General features: G+C 68.1%; 19 protein-coding genes. 12 read left to right on the forward strand and 7 right to left on the reverse strand.

All coding sequences use genetic code 11. The annotated features are described in order from the left end of the window. Positions 1–89: 89 nt before the first annotated feature. The 7 genes from WS69_RS04650 to hpaI all read left to right on the forward strand — a co-directional run bounded on the left by WS69_RS04650 (position 90) and on the right by hpaI (position 6,072). Positions 90–779, forward strand: a complete 690-nt coding sequence (locus tag WS69_RS04650) for a fumarylacetoacetate hydrolase family protein (protein WP_059469631.1) — start codon at positions 90–92, stop codon at positions 777–779. Beyond that, entirely contained in the window at positions 776–1,540 is a 765-nt protein-coding gene (locus WS69_RS04655; protein ID WP_059469632.1) for a fumarylacetoacetate hydrolase family protein, read from the forward strand. The genes WS69_RS04650 and WS69_RS04655 overlap by 4 nt, the downstream gene beginning before the upstream one ends. Positions 1,541–1,563: 23 nt before the next feature. Beyond that, the gene (gene hpaE / locus WS69_RS04660; RefSeq protein WP_059469633.1) at positions 1,564–3,027 is read left to right on the forward strand and encodes a 5-carboxymethyl-2-hydroxymuconate semialdehyde dehydrogenase; all 1,464 of its coding nucleotides are present in this window, start codon (positions 1,564–1,566) and stop codon (positions 3,025–3,027) included. Positions 3,028–3,096: 69 nt separating this feature from the next. After that, complete coding sequence (gene hpaD / locus WS69_RS04665) at positions 3,097–3,945, forward strand: 3,4-dihydroxyphenylacetate 2,3-dioxygenase (protein WP_059469634.1); 849 nt, start codon at positions 3,097–3,099, stop codon at positions 3,943–3,945. 91 nt (positions 3,946–4,036) lie between these two features. Beyond that, positions 4,037–4,429 (forward strand): 5-carboxymethyl-2-hydroxymuconate Delta-isomerase, encoded by a 393-nt coding sequence (locus WS69_RS04670; protein WP_059469635.1) that lies wholly within the window; start codon positions 4,037–4,039, stop codon positions 4,427–4,429. 23 nt (positions 4,430–4,452) lie between these two features. Then, entirely contained in the window at positions 4,453–5,256 is an 804-nt protein-coding gene (gene hpaH / locus WS69_RS04675) for a 2-oxo-hept-4-ene-1,7-dioate hydratase (protein ID WP_059469718.1), read from the forward strand. Positions 5,257–5,265: 9 nt separating this feature from the next. Further along, entirely contained in the window at positions 5,266–6,072 is an 807-nt protein-coding gene (gene hpaI, locus WS69_RS04680; RefSeq protein ID WP_059469636.1) for a 4-hydroxy-2-oxoheptanedioate aldolase, read from the forward strand. Here the strand turns inward: hpaI and WS69_RS04685 are convergent. After that, a complete protein-coding gene (locus WS69_RS04685; RefSeq protein ID WP_059469637.1) occupies positions 6,066–6,908 on the reverse strand; it encodes an AraC family transcriptional regulator in 843 nt (280 codons plus the stop codon). The two genes, hpaI and WS69_RS04685, sit on opposite strands and share 7 nt — an antisense overlap. A gap of 344 nt (positions 6,909–7,252) precedes the next feature. Here WS69_RS04685 and WS69_RS04695 point away from each other — a divergent pair, with 344 nt between their 5' ends. Then, complete coding sequence (locus tag WS69_RS04695) at positions 7,253–8,218, forward strand: quinone oxidoreductase family protein (protein ID WP_059469639.1); 966 nt, start codon at positions 7,253–7,255, stop codon at positions 8,216–8,218. A 67-nt stretch (positions 8,219–8,285) separates the two neighbouring features. On the opposite strand, the gene WS69_RS04700 is transcribed toward WS69_RS04695, so the two are convergent. The 4 genes from WS69_RS04700 to WS69_RS04715 form a co-directional block, all read right to left on the reverse strand. Beyond that, on the reverse strand, positions 8,286–9,377 hold the full coding sequence (locus tag WS69_RS04700) for a porin (protein WP_059469640.1): 1,092 nt from the start codon (positions 9,375–9,377) through the stop codon (positions 8,286–8,288). A 362-nt stretch (positions 9,378–9,739) separates the two neighbouring features. Then, complete coding sequence (locus WS69_RS04705; protein WP_059469641.1) at positions 9,740–10,807, reverse strand: ABC transporter ATP-binding protein; 1,068 nt, start codon at positions 10,805–10,807, stop codon at positions 9,740–9,742. Next, positions 10,800–12,569 (reverse strand): ABC transporter permease, encoded by a 1,770-nt coding sequence (locus WS69_RS04710; RefSeq protein ID WP_059469642.1) that lies wholly within the window; start codon positions 12,567–12,569, stop codon positions 10,800–10,802. Before WS69_RS04710 ends, WS69_RS04705 begins: the two co-directional genes overlap by 8 nt. A 100-nt stretch (positions 12,570–12,669) precedes the next feature. After that, positions 12,670–13,758: an ABC transporter substrate-binding protein gene (locus WS69_RS04715; protein WP_059469643.1), complete on the reverse strand. Its 1,089-nt coding sequence runs from the start codon at positions 13,756–13,758 to the stop codon at positions 12,670–12,672. Positions 13,759–13,884: 126 nt separating this feature from the next. On the opposite strand from WS69_RS04715, the gene WS69_RS04720 reads away from it, so the two are divergent. Then, positions 13,885–14,556: a response regulator gene (locus WS69_RS04720; RefSeq protein ID WP_059469719.1), complete on the forward strand. Its 672-nt coding sequence runs from the start codon at positions 13,885–13,887 to the stop codon at positions 14,554–14,556. Beyond that, complete coding sequence (locus WS69_RS04725) at positions 14,553–16,052, forward strand: sensor histidine kinase (protein ID WP_059469644.1); 1,500 nt, start codon at positions 14,553–14,555, stop codon at positions 16,050–16,052. Before WS69_RS04720 ends, WS69_RS04725 begins: the two co-directional genes overlap by 4 nt. 125 nt (positions 16,053–16,177) lie before the next feature. Here WS69_RS04725 and WS69_RS04730 read toward each other — a convergent pair whose 3' ends face one another. Continuing rightward, positions 16,178–17,047, reverse strand: coding sequence for an MOSC domain-containing protein (locus WS69_RS04730; RefSeq protein ID WP_059469645.1), 870 nt, complete (start codon positions 17,045–17,047; stop codon positions 16,178–16,180). A gap of 728 nt (positions 17,048–17,775) precedes the next feature. Here WS69_RS04730 and WS69_RS04735 point away from each other — a divergent pair. After that, positions 17,776–18,981 (forward strand): porin, encoded by a 1,206-nt coding sequence (locus tag WS69_RS04735; RefSeq protein ID WP_059469646.1) that lies wholly within the window; start codon positions 17,776–17,778, stop codon positions 18,979–18,981. Positions 18,982–19,470: 489 nt separating this feature from the next. Here the strand turns inward: WS69_RS04735 and WS69_RS04740 are convergent, their stop codons facing one another. Beyond that, positions 19,471–19,821, reverse strand: coding sequence for a hypothetical protein (locus WS69_RS04740; RefSeq protein WP_059469647.1), 351 nt, complete (start codon positions 19,819–19,821; stop codon positions 19,471–19,473). A 391-nt stretch (positions 19,822–20,212) separates the two neighbouring features. On the opposite strand from WS69_RS04740, the gene WS69_RS04745 reads away from it, so the two are divergent. Continuing rightward, the gene (locus tag WS69_RS04745; RefSeq protein WP_059469648.1) at positions 20,213–21,007 is read left to right on the forward strand and encodes an enoyl-CoA hydratase; all 795 of its coding nucleotides are present in this window, start codon (positions 20,213–20,215) and stop codon (positions 21,005–21,007) included. The last annotated feature ends 1 nt before the right edge of the window (position 21,008 follow it).

Consider the following 21,008-nt stretch of genomic DNA (forward strand, 5'->3'; position numbering starts at 1 on the left):
CAGGGTTATCGCGGTTGTTCTTTTCCTGGGCCGTAGTTAATATGTTAAGTAATTGACCCGGCCGCGCGACGCGGTGGAGGATGAATCGTATGGAGCTGTCCCTTGTCGCCGATGGCGCAACCGTCGAAACGGTGCGCATCGGTACGGTCTACGGCGCGTTGCTGAACGACCGCGGCGCGCTCGCGGCGCTCGGCGACGCGGTACATGCGCCGCCGTACAACAAGCCGCCGCAGGCGCCCGTGCTGTACGTGAAGCCTGCGAACACGCACGTGGGCGACGGCGCGGCCGTCGTCGTGCCGGCGGGCGTCGATGCGCTCGAGATCGGTGCGACGGTCGGCGTCGTGTTCGCGCGGCGCACGACGCGCGTGCCGGTCGAACAAGCGTTCGATTTCGTTAAAGGTTTTACGCTTGCAAGCGACGTGTCGGTCCCGCATCCCGATTATTATCGGCCGGCGGTGCGCTTCAAGTGCCGCGACGGCTTCTGCCCGCTCGGGCCGGCGATCGTTGCGCGCGCAAGCATCGGCGATCCGGATGCGCTCGCCGTGACCGTGCGCGTCGACGGCGAGCGGCGCTACGAGGCGAGCACCGCGAATCTGATTCGCCCCGTCGCGCAGTTGATCGCCGACGTGTCGGCGTTCATGTCGTTCGACGCGGGCGACGTGCTGCTCGTCGGCGTCGGCCCGAATGCGCCGCGCGCGGCGGCGGGCAGCGCGATCGAGATCGAGGCGCCGGGCCTCGGCGTGTTGCGGCATACGTTGACGGCGGAGGACGCACGATGAAGACTGCACGCGTAGTGTTCAACGGCGCGCTGCACGCGGCCGAGCCGGCGGGCGAGGGGCGCGTGCGGCTCGATACCGGGCGCGTGCTCGCCGAGACGGACGTCTCGTGGCTGCCGCCCGTCGCGCCGCGCACGACGTTCGCGCTCGGCCTCAACTACGCCGATCACGCGAAGGAGCTCGCGTTCAAGGCGCCGACCGAGCCGCTCATCTTCCTGAAGGGGCCGAACACGTTCGTCGGCCATCGCGCGCAGACGGTGCGGCCGGCCGACGCGACGCACATGCACTACGAGTGCGAGCTTGCGGTCGTGATCGGCCGCGTGGCGCGCAACGTGAAGCGCGCGCAGGCGCTCGGCCACGTGCTCGGCTACACGATCGGCAACGATTACGCGATCCGCGATTATCTCGAAAATTACTACCGACCGAACCTGCGCGTGAAGAACCGCGACACGTGCACGCCGCTCGGGCCGTGGCTCGTGACCCGAGACGAGATCGGCGATCCGATGAATCTCGCGCTGCGCACGACGGTCAACGGCGTGGAAACGCAGCGCGGCAACACGCGCGACATGATCTTCGACGTCGCGTCGCTGATCGAGTACATCAGCGGCTTCATGACGCTCGCGCCCGGCGACCTGATCCTGACCGGCACGCCCGAAGGGCTCGCCGACACGAAGCCGGGCGACGAGGTCGTGACCGAGATCGAGGGCGTCGGCCGGCTCGTCAACACGATCGTCGGCGAAGCGGATTACTATCGCGTCGGCTGACGCCGTCGCACAAGGAGAGACGCATGAGCATCAAGCACTGGATCGGCGGCCGGGAGGTCGAAAGCCGAGAGACGTTTACGACGTTCAACCCGGCGACGGGCGAGCCGATCGCCGAGGTCGCGTCGGGCGGCGCGGAAGAAATCGACGCGGCCGTGCGCGCCGCGAAGGAAGCATTCCCGAAGTGGGCGAACACGCCGGCGAAGGCGCGCGCGAAGCTGATGCGCACGCTCGGCGAACTGATCGAGCGCAACGTGCCGGCGCTCGCCGAACTGGAGACGCAGGACACCGGCCTGCCGATCTCGCAGACGAAGAAGCAACTGATCCCGCGCGCGTCGGAGAACTTCCACTTCTTCGCCGAAGTGTGCACGCAGATGAACGGCCGCAGCTATCCGGTCGACGACCAGATGCTGAACTACACGCTGTATCAGCCGGTCGGCGTGTGCGCGCTCGTGTCGCCGTGGAACGTGCCGTTCATGACCGCGACGTGGAAGACCGCGCCGTGCCTTGCGCTCGGCAACACCGCGGTGCTGAAGATGTCGGAGCTCTCGCCGTTGACGGCCGACCAGCTCGGCCGCCTCGCGCTCGAAGCCGGCATTCCGGCCGGCGTGCTGAACGTCGTGCAGGGCTACGGCGCGACCGCGGGCGATGCGCTCGTCCGGCATCCGGACGTGCGCGCGGTGTCGTTCACGGGCGGCACGGTGACGGGCAAGCGGATCATGGAGCGCGCCGGCCTCAAGAAATATTCGATGGAGCTGGGCGGCAAGTCGCCCGTGCTGATTTTCGACGACGCCGATTTCGACCGCGCGCTCGACGCGTCGCTCTTCACGATCTTCTCGATCAACGGCGAGCGCTGCACGGCCGGCTCGCGGATCTTCGTGCAGCGGACGATCTACGACAGGTTCGTCGCCGAGTTCGCGCGCCGTGCGAACAGCCTGATCGTCGGCGATCCGGCCGACGAGAACACGCAAGTCGGCTCGATGATCACGCGCGCGCACTGGGAGAAGGTAACGGGCTACGTGCGGCTCGGCATCGACGAAGGCGCGCGGCTCGTCGCGGGCGGCCCGGACAAGCCGGCGAACCTGCCCGCGCATCTCGCGAACGGCAACTTCGTGCGGCCGACCGTGTTCGCCGACGTCGACAACCGGATGCGGATCGCGCAGGAAGAGATCTTCGGGCCGGTCGCGTGCCTGATTCCGTTCGACGGCGAGGAAGACGGGCTGCGCCTCGCGAACGACACGCCGTACGGCCTCGCGTCGTACATCTGGACGCAGGACGTCGGCAAGGTGCATCGGCTCGCGCGCGGCATCGAGGCGGGGATGGTGTTCGTCAACAGCCAGAACGTGCGTGATCTGCGCCAGCCGTTCGGCGGCGTGAAGGAATCCGGCACCGGCCGCGAGGGCGGCGAATACAGCTTCGAGGTGTTCGCCGAGATCAAGAACGTCTGCATCTCGATGGGCAGCCATCACATTCCCCGCTGGGGCGTGTGAGGTCCGCGGACAACGAACGATACGCCGCGCGCCGGCGCCGTCGGCCGGCGACGCGGCAGGAGACTCACGATGGGAAAGCTGTCACTCGCCGCGAAGATCACGCACGTGCCGTCGATGTATCTGTCCGAGTTGCCGGGCAGGCATCACGGCTGCCGTGCCGAGGCGATCCGCGGTCATCAGGTGATCGGCGAGCGCTGCCGCGCGCTCGGCGTCGACACGATCGTCGTCGCCGACACGCACTGGCTCGTCAACGCCGGCTATCACGTGAACTGCAACGGGCATTTCGGGGGCGTCTACACGAGCAACGAGCTGCCGCATTTCATTCGCGACATGCGTTATGAATATCCGGGCAATCCGGCGCTCGGCCATCTGATCGCCGCGACCGCGAACGAGCGCGGGATCGGCACGCGCGCGCACGAGATCGACAGTCTCGAGCTCGAGTACGGCACGCTCGTGCCGATGCGCTACATGAACGCCGATCAGCACTTCAAGGTCGTGTCGATCGCGGGCTGGTGCATGTGGCACTCGCTCGACGAGAGCCGGCGCTTCGGCGAGGCGCTCAGGCACGCGATCGAAGCGAGCGATTCGAACGCCGCGTTCTTCGCGAGCGGCTCGCTGTCGCATCGCTTCAACGACAACGGCAGCCCCGAAGCGGCGATCCACATGATCAGCCGCGAGTTCTTCAAGCAAGTGGATCTGCGCGTCGTCGAGCTGTGGAAGCAGGGCGACTTCGCGACGTTCTGCAAGATGCTGCCCGAGTACAACGAGCACTGCTTCGGCGAAGGCGGCATGCACGACACCGCGATGCTGCTCGGCCTGCTCGGCTGGGATCGCTACGACAAGCCGATCGAGATCGTGACCGACTACTTCGCGAGTTCTGGCACCGGGCAGATCAACGCGATCTTTCCGCTGCCGTGAGCGCCATGAGCGCCGTGTGCGCGTCGCGCGCCGATTCACTTCGGATGCCGACGGAATCCTGAGGAAATCCTGAAGAATACGGAGAGCCGACATGCCTCACATCATCGTCGAATACACCGCGAACATCCGTGACGACGCGCGGATTCCCGTGCTGCTCAAGACGGTCAACGAGACGCTGATCGCGCAGGGCGGCGTATTCCCGACAGGCGGCATCCGCTCGCGCGCGATCGAGCTGCAGGATTACTGCGTCGCCGACGGCACCGCCGACGACGCGTTCGTCCACGTGACGCTCAAGATCGGCTCCGGGCGTGACGAGGCGACGAAGAAGGCCGCGTGCGACGCGCTGTTCGACGCGATCAAGGCGCATTTCGCGGCGCTCTACGCGCGGCGCTACCTTGCGCTGTCGATGGAGCTGACCGAGTTCAGCGAGACAGGCTCGTACAAGCACAACAACATCCACGCGCGCTACAAGCGCAGCGCGTGACTCCAACCCCGACAATGACGACCATGCTAGATTCCGCCACCATCGAGTTGCTCGCCCGCCGGCTGCACGTCGCCGAGCGCGAGCGCAGGCAGATTCGCCAGATCTCGCTCGACTATCCGGAGATCACGATCGACGACGCGTACGCGATCCAGCGCACGTGGGTCGACATGAAGCTCGCCGAAGGACGCGTGCTGAAAGGGCACAAGATCGGCTTGACGTCGAAGGCGATGCAGTCGTCTTCGCAGATCGACGAGCCCGACTATGGCGCGCTCCTCGACGACATGTTCTTCGAGGACGGCGCGACGATTCCGACGCGCCGCTTCATCGTGCCGCGCGTCGAGGTCGAGCTCGCGTTCGTGCTCGGCAAGCCGCTGAAGGGGCCGAACTGCACGGTGTTCGACGTCTATGACGCGGTCGACTACGTCGTGCCCGCGCTCGAGATCATCGACGCGCGCAGCCAGTCGATCGATCCGGACACGAAGCGTCCGCGCAAGGTGTTCGACACGATCGCCGACAACGCGGCGAACGCGGGCGTCGTGCTCGGCGGGCGCCCCGTGCGGCCGATGGACGTCGACCTGCGCTGGGTTGCGGCGATCATGTCGCGCAACGGCGTCGTCGAGGAGACGGGCGTCGCGGCGGGCGTGCTGAACCATCCGGCGAACGGCGTCGCGTGGCTCGCGAACCGGCTCGCGCGCTTCGACGTGTCGCTCGACGCGGGCGAGATCATTCTCGGCGGATCGTTCACGCGGCCGTGCGCGGCGAAGAGCGGCGATACGTTCAGCGTCGATTACGGTCCGCTCGGCGCGATCCATTGCTACTTCGAGTGACAGCCGACGATGCGGATTCCTGACAACACGTTCAAGGCCGCGCTCGCGCGCGGCGAAGCGCAGATCGGGCTGTGGCTCGGACTCGCGAATCCCTATAGCGCCGAAGTCGTCGCGGGCGCGGGCTTCGACTGGCTGCTGATCGACGGCGAGCACGCGCCGAACACCGTGCCGACGATCCTCGCGCAATTGCAGGCGATCGCCGCGTATCCGTCGCATCCCGTCGTGCGCGTGCCGTGGAACGACGCGGTCGCCGTCAAGCAGGTGCTCGATCTCGGCGCGCAGACGCTGCTCGTGCCGATGGTGCAGAGCGCGGACGAGGCGCGCGCGGCCGTCGCGGCGAGCCGCTATCCGCCGCACGGCGTCCGCGGTGTCGGCAGCGCGCTCGCGCGCGCGTCGCGCTGGAATCGCGTCGACGATTACCTGCGGCAGGCGAACGACCGGATCGCGGTGCTCGTGCAGGTCGAGACGCGTGCGGGGCTCGACGCGATCGATTCGATCGCGCGCGTCGAAGGCGTCGACGGCGTGTTCATCGGGCCGGCCGATCTTGCGGCCGATCTCGGGCATCTCGGCGATCCCGCGCATCCGGACGTGCAGGCGGGAATCGACCGCGCGATCGAATCGATCGTTGCGGCGGGCAAGGCGGCGGGCATCCTCAGCGCGGATGCGCGTGCCGCGCGGCGCTATCTCGAAGCCGGCGCGACGTTCGTCGCGGTCGGTGTCGACACGACGCTGCTCGCGCGCAGCGCGGAGCGGCTCGCCGCGCAGTTCAAGTCGACGGCCGACGACGCGGCCCGGGCGGGCGACGGCACTTACTGACTCCGCGTCCCGCCCGAATCGGAGGGGCGCGCGCGCCGCGCGCCTTCCCGATGCTCGCCGGACTCCGCGCTCACATACTGCCCAGGCGTCGTGCCGAGCGCCCGGCGGAACATGTCGATGAACGCGCTGATGTTGTCGTAGCCGAGATCGAGCGCGACCGTCGTCACCGTCACGCCGTCCGCGAGCCGTTCGAGCGCGCGCAGCAGGCGCGCCTGCTGACGCCACTGCGCGAGCGTGAGCCCCGTCTCGGCCACGAAGCGGCGGCTCAGCGTGCGCGGCGCCATGCCGGCCCACGCTGCCCATTCGTCGACGCGGCGATTGTCCGCCAGATCGCCGGCCAGCGCATCGGTGATCCGCACGAGTCGCGGATCGCGCGGGCGCGGCAACCCCAGCGATCCCGCTTTCGCCGTCGCGATTTCATCCAGTATCACGTCCGCGATCCGCGCGCGCGCGCAGTCGAGCTCGGCGCCGCGCCAGCTCGCCGCGCGGCGAACCGCCTCGCGCAGCAGCGGCGACGCGACGATCGCGCGCGGCGCGTCCGGCAAGGATGCGCACCGGTGTTCCGCGATGAAGACGCTCCAGCCGGAAAACGGGCCGAACGAGCGCAGCGAATGCACGCGGTGCGGCGGAATCCAGATCGCGTGGATCGCGGGAACCACCCAGTCCTGGTCGTCGAGCCCGATCGACACGAGCCCGCTCGATGTGCCGACGAGTTGTCCGCGCGCGTGGCTGTGCGGCGCGGTCGTGCGCGCGTCGTGCTGCGTCAATTCGGCGGCGGCGACGAACGGGCCGTCGGAGGACATCACGAGTTCGACGGGAAGGAGTGGATCGACCATGGCCTGAATACCGTATCGAATGGCTTTTATACCGGAGACTGGCCTTGAATGCACGCCTACACTGCGTTCACGTTTGTTCGATCCGGCGTGCGGTGCGATGCGAGCCGGACCGATCTTCCCCGAACACACCGAGCGACTCGAAGCCGGCGCGTGGCGATCGGCGGCAGCGCCGTCGCCCCATGCCTCGCGAATGCGCGCGCGGCGGCCGGCGTCGCCGGTGCGCTGTCCGCGCCGCAAGCGATCGATTCGTTCGACACACTCGAGATCCGCGATGCAGCGCCGCGCGTGTCGCCACGCGCGGCGATCGCGCGATCCCGTTGCAATTCGATGAGCAAGGAGTCTTCATGAAAGCTGCTGTCGTCCAGGGCGCGGGCCAGCGCCCGAGCTACGCCGAATTTGATCCGCCGCGCGCATCGGCCGGCCATCGCGTGATCGACGTGGCCGCATCCGCGCTGAGCCGGCTCGCGCAGGCGCGCGCATCGGGCGCGCACTATTCGTCGACGGGCCGTTTCCCGTTCGTGGCAGGAGTCGACGGGACCGGGCGTCTCGACGACGGCCGGCGCGTCTATTTCCTGGGTCCGCAGGCGCCGTTCGGCGCGATGGCGGAGCGCACGCTCGTGCCCGAAGCGAACTGCGTTCCGTTGCCCGATTCGCTCGACGACGTCACGGCGGCCGCGATCGCGATTCCGGGCATGTCGTCATGGGCGGCGCTGACCGAGCGCGCGCGGCTCGTGGCGGGCGAGACGGTGCTCGTCAACGGCGCGACCGGCGCGTCGGGGCGGCTCGCGGTGCGGATCGCCAAACATCTCGGCGCGGCGAAGGTGATCGCGACAGGGCGAAATGCGGATGCGCTCGAAGCGCTGAAATCGGCGGGCGCCGACTTCACGATCTCGCTGGCGCAGGATGACGAACCGGTGGCGCGTGCGTTCGACACACATTTCCGCGCGGGCGTGGATGTCGTGCTGGATTATCTGTGGGGCGCGAGCGCGCGGTCCGCGTTGATTGCCGCGGCGAAGGCGTCGCCCGATGGGCATCCGGTGCGCTTCGTGCAGATCGGCACGATCGGCGGCGCCGACGTGTTGCTGCCGGGCGCGGTGCTGCGCGCCACGGCGATCACGCTGATGGGCAGCGGCATCGGCAGCATTTCGCTGCCGCGCCTGTTGAACGCGGCGCGCGCGGTGTTCGGTGCGGCGGATGCCGCCGGACTGCGGATCGACACCGAAACGATGCCGCTCGCGCGCGTCGACGCGCATTGGGACGACGCGGACAGCCGGGTGCGCCCGGTGTTCACGATGAATGCGTCCGGGTGACGGCGCGCCGCCGCGCGGATGCGGTGCGCGCCGCCCTGCGTCATCGCGCGTCATCGCGCGTCGGCGATCAGAATCGCTGTTGCATCCCCACCGTGACGCCGACCTGCGTGTCGGCATATCCGACCGAATCGCGCGACAGGCTCACGTTCCGCCCATGCTGCGCGATCGCGAAGCCGCCCGCCGCGTACAGCACCGTGCGCTTCGACAGCGCGTATTGCGCGCGCAGCGACACGAGCGTCGGATCGGCGTCGCCGCCGCCCTTGACGTTCTGGTGATAGACCGCGCCGATCAGCGAGAACGCCGGCGTGAAGTCGTACGAGCCGCCGATCCAGTACATGTCGCTCAGTTGCGTCGCCGCTGTCATGTGGTATGTGCGGCGGTAGTTGCGGTAGCCCGCCATCGTTTTCAGATGGCCGAAGTCGTAGCTGACGCCCGCATGAATCCCCTGCACGTAGTCGACCGGGTCGGCGGGCGTCACACTGTCGCGTGCGCCGTTCTGGCGGTCGAACGTGACGACCGCGGCGAACGGGCCGCTCTCGTAGCCGAGTGCGAAGTCGTACTTCGAGCTCGTCTTCATGCTGCCCGGCACGTTGCCGAAGCCGTACATCGCGCCGAAGCGGAAGGCGCCATACGAGCCGTCGTAGCGCACCGCGTTCGACGAACGCGTGAAGAGGCCGTCCTTGCGGCCGCCCGTCGCCGTCGACGACGTCGCCCACGAGTAGTTCTGCGCGTAGCCCATCGGATCGAACGGCAGCATGTAGTCGTACGTGACGGTGAAGTTGCGGCCGAGCGTCAACTCGCCCCATTTGCCCCTGAGGCCCACCGTCGCGCGCCGCGCGAAGATCGAGTCGGGGCCGTCGTCGAAGCCGCCGTTCGCGAGATCGATCCCGCTTTCGAGCCGGAACACCGCCTTCAGGCCGCCGCCGAGATCCTCGACGCCGCGCAAGCCCCAGCGCGACGTGTTCTTGTTGCCCGACTTGAGACGAAGCGCGCCGCCGCCTTCGGGCGCCGCGTGGTTCACGTACTCGACGCCCGCGTCCATGATGCCGTACAGCGTGACGCTCGATTGCGCGAGCGCGTGGCTGCCCGCAAGGCTCGCCCACGTGGCGATGCCGGCTGTGATCGCCATTCTGCCGGCGATGCGGCGGTGCTTTTTCATCTTCGGTGTCTCCGATTGAGTGATGTTGTTTTAGGTGGCGCGTGCGCATCCGCTGTCGAGCGGCGTGCGCGCGCCGGGTGCGCCGGCGGATGTCGGCGCGGGGTTGCCGCGTGGCGCTACAGGGGCGCTACAGGGGACTTCGTCGAGGCGGCCGGAGAGGGCGTCATGCTGGGTGATCCGAAACAATGGGCGGCGCCGCGTGCGTCGAGCGATTCGTCGCGGCGTTCGCATGCAGCCGATTCCGCGTGCATGCCGCTCGACACGGCTCGCTGTTCACTGTCCGCATCGCGTTCGCCATCACGCACGCCAAAGGCAGTACGTCGTCCGACGCATGCGCCGCCGCCGGCCGCGCCCGGTCTCGGTCAACCCGCCTTCGCGAACGCCCAGCAGTCGTTCGCCGGGAACTCGAGCCAGTGCCGGCCCGCCGCGCGCGGCACCGAGCCGAATGCGCGCAGCCGCAACTCGCCGCAATGGAACAGGTATTCCCACCGGTCGCCGAGATACATCGACGTCACGAGCTCGGCGGGCAGCCGGTTGTCGCCCGGGCCGTCCGCGACCTGCACGCGCTCGACGCGAATCACCGCGTGCGCGTCCTGGCCTGGCCGCAGCGCGCCGCGCGCGAGCGCCGCGAGCCGCCAGCCGTCGCCCTCGAGCGTCACGCGCTCGCCTTCGACCGCGTCGACGCGCGCGTCGATCCGGTTGTTGCTGCCCATGAACTCGGCCGTATACAGCGTGCGCGGCTCGCCGTACAACTCGGCGGGCGTGCCTTCCTGCTCGATGCGGCCGTCGCGCAGCAGCAGGATGCGGTCCGACATCGCCATCGCCTCGGCCTGGTCGTGCGTCACGCACAGCGCGGACAGCCCGAGCGACACGATCAGCTCGCGCAGCCACGCGCGCGCTTCTTCGCGCAGCTTCGCGTCGAGGTTCGACAGCGGCTCGTCGAGCAGGATCACGGGCGGGTTGTAGACGAGCGCGCGGGCGATCGCGACGCGCTGCTGCTGGCCGCCCGACAACTGATGCGGATAGCGTTCGGCGAGCTGGCCGAGGCCGAGCTGGTCGAGCGCGCTCTGCACGCGGCGCTCGATCTCGCCCGCCGCGACGCGGCGCAGCTTGAGCCCGTAGCCGACGTTGTCGGCGACGGTCCGATGCGGCCACAGCGCGTACGACTGGAACACGAGGCCGAGCGAGCGCGCCTCGGCGGGCAGGTCGACGTGGCGCGCGCCGTCGAAGAACGTACGTTCGTCCAGCCGGATGCGGCCGGACGACGGCGTTTCGAGCCCGGCGACCGCGCGCAGCAGCGTCGTCTTGCCGCTGCCCGACGCGCCGAGCAGGCACACGACCTCGCCCGCGTTCAATTCGAACGACACGCCCTTGAGGATCGGGTTCGCGCCGTAGCTCAGATGCAGATCGTCGACGATGAGCTTATCCATGCAGTTTCACTCCGAAGCGCAACGCGACGGCGAGTCCCGCGCCGACCATTGCGATGTTGATGACGGACAGCGCGGCAACCTGATCGACCGCGCCCGTCGCCCAAAGCGACACGAGCAGCGCGCCGATCACCTCGGTGCCGGGCGACAGCAGATAGACGGCCGTCGAGTATTCGCGCTCGAAGATCATGAAGATCAGCAGCCACGCGGCGAGCAGGCCGAAGCGCACGAGCGGCAGCGTCACGTCGAGCGACACGCGCGCGCGCGTCGCGCCGACGCTGCGGCCCGCTTCCTCGAGCTCCGGTCCGACCTGCAGGAGCGCGCTCTGGATCACGCGCATCCCATAGGCGAGCCACACGACCGTGTACGCGATCCAGATGCTCCACATCGAGCTCTTCAACTCGCGCAGGCCCGGCACGAACAGGAAGATCCACAGGAACGCGAGGCCGGCGAGGAGGCCCGGCACCGCGCGCGGCAGCAGCACGATGTAGTCGAGCAGGCGCGCGGCCCAGTCGTGGCGGCGGTGGCCGGCGAACGCGACGAGCGAATAGAAGCCGACCGCGAGCGCGCCGCCGATCACGCCGATGCCGAGCGTGTTGACGATCGCGCGCACGAGGTTGTCCTGCTCGAACAGCTCGACGAAGTTCGCGACCGTCAGCACTTCGGCGAGCGCCACGCCTTCGCCCCAGTTCGTCACGAACGCGCGCAGCACGATGCCCGAGATCGGCACGATCACGGTGAGCGCGAGCCACACGGCGACGATCGCGAGCGCGACCCAGCGCCACGCGCGCAGCGGCAGCACGGTCGGGCGGCCGGCCTTGCCCTTGACGGTCACGTAACGGTTCGCCGATTTCAGCAGATGGCGCTGCAGCAGCACGAGCGGGAACGTGATCGCGATGATGCACACGGCGACGGCCGCCATCAGGTGATACGACGGCACGCCGAGCTTGTTCGTCAGCTTGTACAGGTATGTCGCGAGCACGAGATGGCCTTCGGGGTCGCCGAGCACGAGCGGCAGCCCGAACACTTCGAAGCCGAGGAAGAACACGAGCACGCCCGAGAAGAGCAGGGCGGGCAGCGTCATCGGCAGGCTCACGTCGAGCGCGACGCGGAATGGCCGCGCACCCGTTACGCGCGCCGCTTCCTCGACGTCCGAGCCGAGGTTGCGCAGCGCGGCCGATGCGTACAGGTATACGTGCGGCACGTGCGTCAGCCCGGCGATCAGCGTGATCGCGAAGATCGAATAGACGTTCCAGGGTACGCTCGATACGCCGAGCAGATCCTTGAACCACACCGAATAGAAGCCGACCGGACCGGCCGCGACGACGTAGCCGAACGCGAGCACCATCGGCGACACGAACACGGGCGTGAGCACGAGCGGCTCGAGCCAGCGGCGGCCGGGCAGGTCGGTGCGCACCATCAGGAACGCGAGGATGCCGCCGAGCGGAATCGAGATGAACAGCATCCCGCCCGCGACGATGAACGAGTTCTTCACGGCCGACCAGAAGTCGGGATCGGTGAAGATGAAGCGGAAGCCTTCGATGCCGAGCGTGCGGTTCGCGTCGAAGAACGGCGCGGACAACAGGCTCTGGAACACGATGAACGCGATCGGCAGCGCGACCGCGATCGTCAGGACTGCGACGACGATCCAGCGCAGCATGCCCGCGAGCGGCCAGAGTCCGCCCGCCGCCGGCGCGGGCGGCGCGCCGTCGCCGCGAGCGTGCGTAACTGGCGCGGACGGTCGGCCGGTGCTGGTTGTAAGCATGAGTTCGCCCTTGCGGCCCGCGGGCCGCGTCGATGGAGAAGGAATGCGAAAAGGGGCGTTCGCGCGGCGGCGGGCCGCGCGCACGGTCACGCGCGCGGGCTCAGCGCTTGATCGATTGCTGCCACTGCTTGAGGAACGCGAGGCGCTTCGACTGATCGAGGTAGACGAGCAGGCCCGAGCCGATCTGGATCGGCTTCAGCGAATCGCCGAGATCCTTCGAGAGGCTCGTCATCGACGTCTCGCCCGCTACGTCCGCGCGGATCGAGTAGAGATTCGCCTGGTTCGCGATCAGCGTCTGGCCGCGCTTCGACAGCAGGTAGTCGACCCACAGCTTCGCCGCGTTCGGATGCCGCGCCTGCTTCGAGATCGTCACGAGGCGGCTCACGACGAGCGTGTAGTCCGTCGGAAACACATAGCCGATCGATTTGTCCTTCTTCGCCTTCGCGTACGCATACGAGCCGATGATGTTGTAGCCGACGAGATTCTCGCCCGACGAGATGCGCTCCATCATCGCGCCCGTGCTCGACTGCAGCTTCGGCCCCGTCGCGCCGATCGCGCGCACGAGCTCCCACGTCGCCTTGTCGTTCACGTGCGCGTCCTGCGTCAGGTAGTTGAAGCCGACGCCGGACTTCTCGATGTCGTAGGTCGTCACCTTGCCCTTGAACTTGTCGGGCTGCGACTGCAGCAGCTTGATCAGGTCGGCGCGCGTCTTCGGCACGTCGTTCCCGGGAATCAGGCGCTTGTTGTAGACGATCGCGAGCGGTTCGTAGGTCGTGCCGTACGCCTGCTTCTGGTACTGCGCCCATTGCGGCACGTGCGGCGTCTCGGGCGAGTCGTACGAAGCCATCAGCCCGTCGTTGACGAGCTTCACCTGCAGATCCATCGCCGAGTTCCACAGTACGTCGGCGCTTGTGCTTTTCGCGGCGCTTTCGCTGACGTAGCGGTTGTAAAGCTCGGTGCTGTTCATGTCGTTGTATTCGATCTTCACGCCATACAGGCTTTCGAAATCCTTGATGAGCGGACGCACGAGCGCGGTGTCGGTCGTCGAGTAGACGACGAGCTTGCCTTCCTGCTTCGCGGCGTCGATCACGCGTTGGTAGTTGCCCGGATAGCCGGCCGGGACCTGTGCGCCGACAGTGCTTGCGGCGACGAAAAGAATGGCGGCGATGGCGGCCGGTGCGTGCTGCATGTCTTCCTCCAGTCGTGTCTTGTTTGGTTCGAGTGACGCGGATGTTAAGCGGCGGGCACTTTCAGTGCGCTTTCATTTTTCGTCACAATGGCTTTCTTTTGATGATGGATTTCCCGAGGTTTGCTGATGCGCGTGCTGCTCGTCGAAGACAATCCGATCCTCGCGCAGTCGCTTGCCGACGCGCTCGCCGCCGCACGTTTCGCGGTCGATCACATGGCGGACGGCGAGGCCGCCGACCACGTGCTGCACACGCAGGACTACGCGCTCGTGATTCTCGATCTCGGGCTGCCGAAGCTCGACGGCCTGGAGGTGCTGCGGCGGCTGCGCGCGCGGCGCAACCCGGTGCCCGTGCTGATCCTGACCGCGCACGGCTCGGTCGAGGACCGCGTGCGCGGGCTCGATCTCGGCGCGGACGACTACCTCGCGAAGCCGTTCGAGCTGACCGAGCTCGAAGCGCGCGCCCGCGCGCTGATCCGGCGCAGCCTGGGCCACGAGCACGCGCGCGTCGAATGCGGGCCGCTCGTGTTCGACAGCGTCGATCGCAGTTTTCGCCTGAACAATGACGCGCTCGCGCTGACGCCGCGCGAGCGCTCGGTGCTCGAAGTGCTGATCCTGCGCAACGGCCGCGCGATCAACAAGGAGACGCTGTCGGAGAAGATCTTCGGCCTCGACGAATCGGTGAACGCCGACGCGATCGAGATCTACGTGCACCGGCTGCGCAAGAAGCTCGAACGCAGCGGCGTCGCGATCGTCACGCTGCGGGGACTCGGCTATCTGCTCGAGGCGCAGCCGCGATGACGCGGCTCAATCTGCGCGCGCAGGTCGCGCTGTGGCTGCTGCTGCCGTTTCTCGGTCTCCTCGCGCTCGATTCGTGGCTCACGTACCAGCGCGCGATGAACGCCGCGCACGTCGCGTTCGATCGCACGCTCGCGTCGTCGCTGAAGTCGATCCGCGAGGGCGTGCGGCTCGTCTCCGGCGACGTCGAAGTCGATCTGCCGTATCTCGCGCTCGAGATGTTCGAATCGAACGACGGCGGCAAGATCTATTACCTGATTCGCGGCGACGACGGCCGGGCGATCACCGGCTACCGCGACCTGCCGCCGCCTCCGCCGAAAGCGGGCGCGCCGCTGTACGCGCCGTCGTTCTACGACGCCGTCTACCGCGGCGAGCAGCTTCGGATGGCCGCGCTGCGGCTGCCCGTGCACGACGTGCCGACCGCGCGAACGCGCGTCGTCTGGGTGATGGTCGGCGAGACGATCGAGGCGCGGCAGGCGCTCGCGCGCGAGATTCTCGCCGGCTCGCTGCTGCAGGAGGGCTTGCTCGTCGTGCTCGCGCTCGGCATCGTGTGGCTCGGAGTCGGGCGCGGGCTGCGGCCGCTGAACCGGTTGTCGGCGAAGGTCGCCGCACGCGCGGAAGACGACCCGACGCCGCTCGAGACGAGCGGCATGCCGAGCGAAGTCGCGCCGCTCGTCGAATCGATCAACCAGTACATCGGCCGCACGCAGCGGATGCAGGTCGCGCGGCGGCGCTTCTTCGCCGACGCCGCGCATCAGTTGAAGACGCCGCTCGCGGCCGCGCAGGCGGGTGTCGAGCTGGCGCTGCGGCCCGCCGAGCACGCGCGCGTGAGCGTGCATCTGCGGCGCGTGAACGGCGCGGTGCGGCAGGCGGCGAAGATCGTCCAGCAACTGCTGTCGCTGTCGCGGCTCGAATCGGACGTCGCGCCGGCGATCGCGCGCAAGCCGGTCGCGCTCGCGAAGCTCGCGCGCAGCGTGACGCTCGACTGGTCGAGCGTCGCCCGCGCGCGCGGCATCGATCTCGGCTTCGAGCAGGACGCGAGCGTCGACGTGATGGGGCGCGCGGATCTGCTCGGCGAGCTGGTCGGCAATCTGATCGACAACGCGATCCGCTATGCGGGCGACGGCGCGGTGATCACGGTGCGGGTCGCGCGCGACGGCGACTTCGCGCGGCTCGAAGTGATCGACGACGGGCCGGGGATCGCGCCCGACGAGCGCGACGCGGTGTTCGAGCGCTTCTATCGGAGCCAGGCGACGCTCGCGGTCGAGGGGACCGGGCTCGGGTTGTCGATCGTGCGGGAGATCGCGCGCGTGCATTGGGGGAAGGTCGAGCTGGACGAGGCGGTCGGCGAGGGCGGCAAGCGCGATGAGGTGGGCGAAGGCGGCAGGAGCAGCAAGAGCAGCGAGAGCGAGGGGTGGTCGAGCGATGGTCCGGCGGACCGCCATGCGCAAGGCCGCGGGCTCGTCGTGCGAGTGACGCTGCCTGTGCATTCGGCGTGAGCGCTTGTTGCGACGGAGGCGGGCCGTCGATCGATCGGCGCGGCGCGGACGGGCGGCCGGCCGGCCGGCGAAGCCTCATCGCTCGAAACCCTTGCGCGCTCCCGCCTTCGCGAGCGCGGGCGAGCTCAATCGTCGAACGCGATCTCCGCGTCGACCGACTGCCCGACCTCCAGAAACGCGCCTTCGCCGTTCACGATGATCGCGTTCTTGCCGAACGTCAGCGCGCCGTCGAACTGCGCGCTGCCGCGATAGACGCTCATCGTGTCGAGCGGTTCGTTCGGCCAGACGGGGGCCGGCGCGCCGGTGCGCTGGTCGATCGTCGGGACCGGGCAGCGCGTGCAGAGCTTCACGAGGCTCAGGCGCACGCCGCGATTGCCCGTCTGCACGTCGAGGTAGTCGACGTAGTCCTCTTCGTAGGCGTCGAGGCCCGTCAGCACGACGTTCGGCCGGAAGCGGCCCATCGGCACCGCGGACGCGCCCTTGCGGCGCAGCCGCGCGTTCAGGTCGTCGAGCGACGACTGGCCGACGACCAAGATCGGAAAGCCATCCGCGAACTGCGCGTACGACGTGAACGCGCCCGTCCACTTCGCGCCGACCACGCGCCGCGCATTGGGCGCGAAGCGCGCGAGCCGCGCAGGCGTGCCGAGGAATTCGCTGAACCAGCGCGCCGCATGCGCGCCGGCGTCGAGTGCGTTCACGGTGTCGCGCCAGATGGTCGCCGCGAGCGGTTCCGCGCCCGCGAGCGCCGACGCCGCGAGCGGCGTGCGCAGCTCCGGCATGCCGGGCGCGGCGACGACGAGGTCGCGCTCGCCGATCTCCGTGCGCACGAGCGCGAGCTTCGGATGTGTGCGCTGCGTGATCATCGCGCCCGTCGGGTCGGTGACCATCCAGTTGCGGTCGTATTCGAGCCCCGTGACGAGCAATTGCGCGCGAACCGTCGCAATGCCCGCGCAGGACTTGATCGGATAGACGAAAAGATCGCTGATGACTGGCATGGCGCGCTCGAACACGGAGACCGGTACGGAGTAAGGAAAACGCAGGCGGAATCGTGATTCTGCCAGATTGCCCGCGTCCCCGACGTTCGGGTCCGAGCGTGTCCGCCAGACGTGCCGAGGCGGGCCGCGCGAATCCCCGGCCGGCCTTGCGTTCGCGCGGCGGCGGCAGGAGGGCCGATCGTCGCGTCACGCCGTGTGGGCGAGCGTGTGCGATGCCCGCCGTCGCCGGTCCGGGGCCGGGTCTTTCCGCCATCCAGGGCTGTTTTGCCGAGGGGAAGGGGCTCAAACCTCAAGCGTCAATCCCGAAGCATCCGGCGCCAAGCCCTTGACATCAGGCGTCGCGAGCCGCCAGGCCGGGCGTCGCCGTCCGGATGCCCAAGCTTCCAAGCCCTTGAGCGGCCGAGTTCTCGACCACGCCGGCACCCGGCTCCCGAGATCTCGAATCGTCGCACGAAAGCTTTATGGAAGGCATCTGGAAGGACTGTGTGAATGTAAATTCGGGTAAATACCGGGTTGGAGGGAACCGGTTCCAACTATCGGCGCACGCACCCGCCAAACCCTTGCTGGTGCAGCGTTGGAACTAACTAGTTAGTGAAGTCCAGCGTTGTGCGGAGCCTACGAATCTTTATTCTCCGTTTTGCAACAACGACGAATCGGTGAGAATGGCGGCCGCATGGACACACCATGCGTGACACACACCAGAAGAATTTCTTGAGGACGGAGAATCAATGAAAAAGCGCACAGCGGTCGCGATGGCGGCCGTCGGATTGGCGGCTGTCGCCACGGCGCACGCTCAGAGCAGCGTGACGCTTTACGGTATCGTCGATAACGGTATCGCGTATCAGAACAGCAGCACGTCGCTCGGTTCGACGACGGGCGGCCACTCGGCCGTGAAGATGTCGACGGGCGTGTGGGCGGGCAGCCGCTTTGGCCTGAAGGGCAGCGAAGACCTGGGCGGCGGCTCGAAGGCGATCTTCCAGTTGGAGTCGGGCTTCAGCACGGCCAACGGCACGTCGCAATTCTCGGGCGGCATCTTCACACGTCAGGCGTGGGTCGGCCTGACCAATCCGACGTACGGTACGCTGACGGCCGGCCGTCAATACACCGCGTACTACACGCTGCTGTCGCCTTACAGCCCGACGACCTGGCTCACCGGCTACTTCGGCGCGCACCCGGGCGACATCGACTCGCTCGACACCAGCTACCGCACGAACAACTCGCTCGTCTACATGTCGCCGAAGTTCTACGGTTTCACGTTCGGCGGCTCGTATGCATTCGGCGGCCAGCCGGGCAGCGTGAACGCCGGCTCGACGTGGAGCGCGGGCATCCAGTACATGAACGGTCCGCTCGGCGTCGCCGCTGCGTTCCAGCGCGTGAACAACTCGACGCCGGGCGGCGGCGCCGTGTGGGGTGCGAATTCGGCGACGTCGAACGGCGGCGCGCAGACGGCCATTTCGGCGATCAACAACGGCTACACGACCGCGCAGGCGCAGCAGCGCGTCGCGGTGACGGCGGGCTATCAGTTCTCGTCGGCGTGGGACGTATCGGTGTCGTACTCGAACGTGCAGTACATCCCGGGCGTGAACTCGACGTTCCGCAACACGGCGATCTTCAACACCGCGGGCGCGGTGCTGCACTTCAAGCCGTCGGCGACGTGGGATTTCGCGGGCGGCTACGCGTACACGCGAGCGACGCAGTCGAACGGCATCACGAGCGCGGCGCAGTACCATCAGTTCACGCTGTCGCAGTACTACAGCCTGTCGAAGCGCACGGGCCTCTACGCGGTCGAAGCGTATCAGCGCGCGAACGGCAAGACGCTCGCGGGCGGCAAGATCATCGACGCGACCGCATCGATCGGCGACGGCTTCAACGCGTCGCCGTCGTCGTCGCGCAGCCAAGTGGGCCTCGGCGTCGGCCTGATCCACCGCTTCTAAGCGCGGCATTCGGCGCGGCGCTTGCGTCGCGCGCGAAGTCGAACGAGCAGCCGGCCTTCGGGCCGGTTGTTTTTTTGCGTGCGATATTGGCATGCGCGTGTCGTTCACGATCGCTCATCCGCGCGAATGGCGGCGATGTCACCGCGCGCGACGTGTATGTTCGATTTTCGTCCGTTGCCGATTGGCGTGCACGGCGTGCCGCATTCGACAGCGGAAGAACGTTGCATGGAAGATGTGCGCACCGCGCGCCGTTCGCTCGGCCATGCGGATGGCAGCGATGCCCCAGTGCGAGCGGCGTTCGTTCAGCGTGCGTCTATTGGCGACGGGCGTGCATCGATGTGCCGCGCCGGGCGGAAGACGGAGGATGCATCGATGGATCGGGCCGTTTTGCGGTTGTGTGGCCCGCATGCGAGAGCGAGACGGCCGGGCCGTTTTCGTCGCCTCCATGTGATCGGCTGCGCGTCGACACGCAGCCGCGATCGACGGCCTTTAGCGCGAGACCTCGACGCCGTAGCCCTGCGTGCCGACGCGCAGCACGTTGCCGTCCGGCGTGAATTGGCGGGGGATGTCGGGGGCGGCGGGCGACGGCAGCGCGGGCGTCGCGCGCGGCAAGTCGTCGTCGATCGCGCGCGGCTTCGGCGCGATCTTCACGGCAGTGGGCGGATGATGCATTCGCGCCTCGACGACGCGCGGTGCGACGTGCTTGCGCTTCGCGGCCGGTGCGGGCTTGCGGGCGGACGGATCGTGGCGCGCGCCGATGCTCGGGCCGGTGCGCGCTTCGGGCGGATTCCAGATCTCGACGTATCGCTCGCTTGCGAACGTCGAGGACGTGAAAGCCAATAACAGCAACCCGTATCCAACTCGTTTCACTCTGTCTTCTCCGTGGCCCGTCTCGCGATGCCCGATCGACTTCGGCCGCCTCGCCGATGGGCGAACGGCCCGTCGGACTGTCCGGCGGCACGCGATTTTCGCATGGATCGCCGGTAGCGCGAGCTGTATGAATATACAGCTTTTTCCGGCGATGTCCACCGCTGCGGCGATCTCCTGCGGGCTGTGTCGGTTTTTCGCCGCATCGGCGGATCGGCTTGCGCGCATCGCTTGACGCGACGCGATTTGATTCGGTCGCGATACCGTATACCTTTGTCGAAAACGCACCGGGCGAGGCGGCGGTCCGCACCTGCATGCACCGGTCCGCACGGGCAAGATCCGCATGCCAATCGAGGAGGACGACATGGAACCATCCAGTCACGCATCGGCGCCGCCGCTGCTGCGCGACGATCGCGACGGCGTCGCGACGCTGCGCCTGAATCGGCCGTCGCAGTTCAACGCGTTGTCGGAGGCGCTGCTCGACGCGCTGCAGCGCGAGCTCGCCACGCTCGCCGACGATCCGCGCGTGCGCTGCGTCGTGCTCGCCGCCGAGGGCCGCGCGTTCTGCGCGGGCCACGACCTGCGCGAGATGCGCGGCACGCCCGATCTCGCGTACTACCGCGACCTGTTCGGCCGATGCAGCCGCGTGATGCAGGCGATTCAGGCGCTGCCCGTGCCCGTCGTCGCGCGCGTGCACGGGATCGCGACGGCGGCGGGCTGCCAGCTCGTCGCGTCGTGCGATCTCGCGATCGCCGCCGACACGGCCCGCTTCGCGGTGTCGGGCATCAACGTCGGGCTGTTCTGCTCGACACCCGCCGTCGCGCTTTCCCGCAACGTGTCGACGAAGCGCGCGTTCGACATGCTTGTCACCGGGCGCTTCGTCGATGCGGCGACGGCCGTCGACTGGGGGCTCGTCAACGAGGCGGTGCCGGAGGACGCGCTCGATGCGGCCGTCGCGCGCACGGTCGCGGCGATCGCGTCGAAGAGCCCTGCCGCGGTGCGTTACGGCAAGGCGACGTTCTACCGGCAGCGACAGATGCCGCTCGACGACGCGTACGCGTATGCGTCCGACGTGATGGCGCGCAACATGATGGAACCGGACGCGTGCGAGGGCATCGACGCGTTTCTCGAGAAGCGGCCGGCGCGTTGGCGGGAGTGAG

It is taken from the genome of Burkholderia sp. BDU5, assembly GCF_001522845.1.
In the GTDB taxonomy this organism is placed as follows: Bacteria; Pseudomonadota; Gammaproteobacteria; order Burkholderiales; family Burkholderiaceae; genus Burkholderia; species Burkholderia mayonis.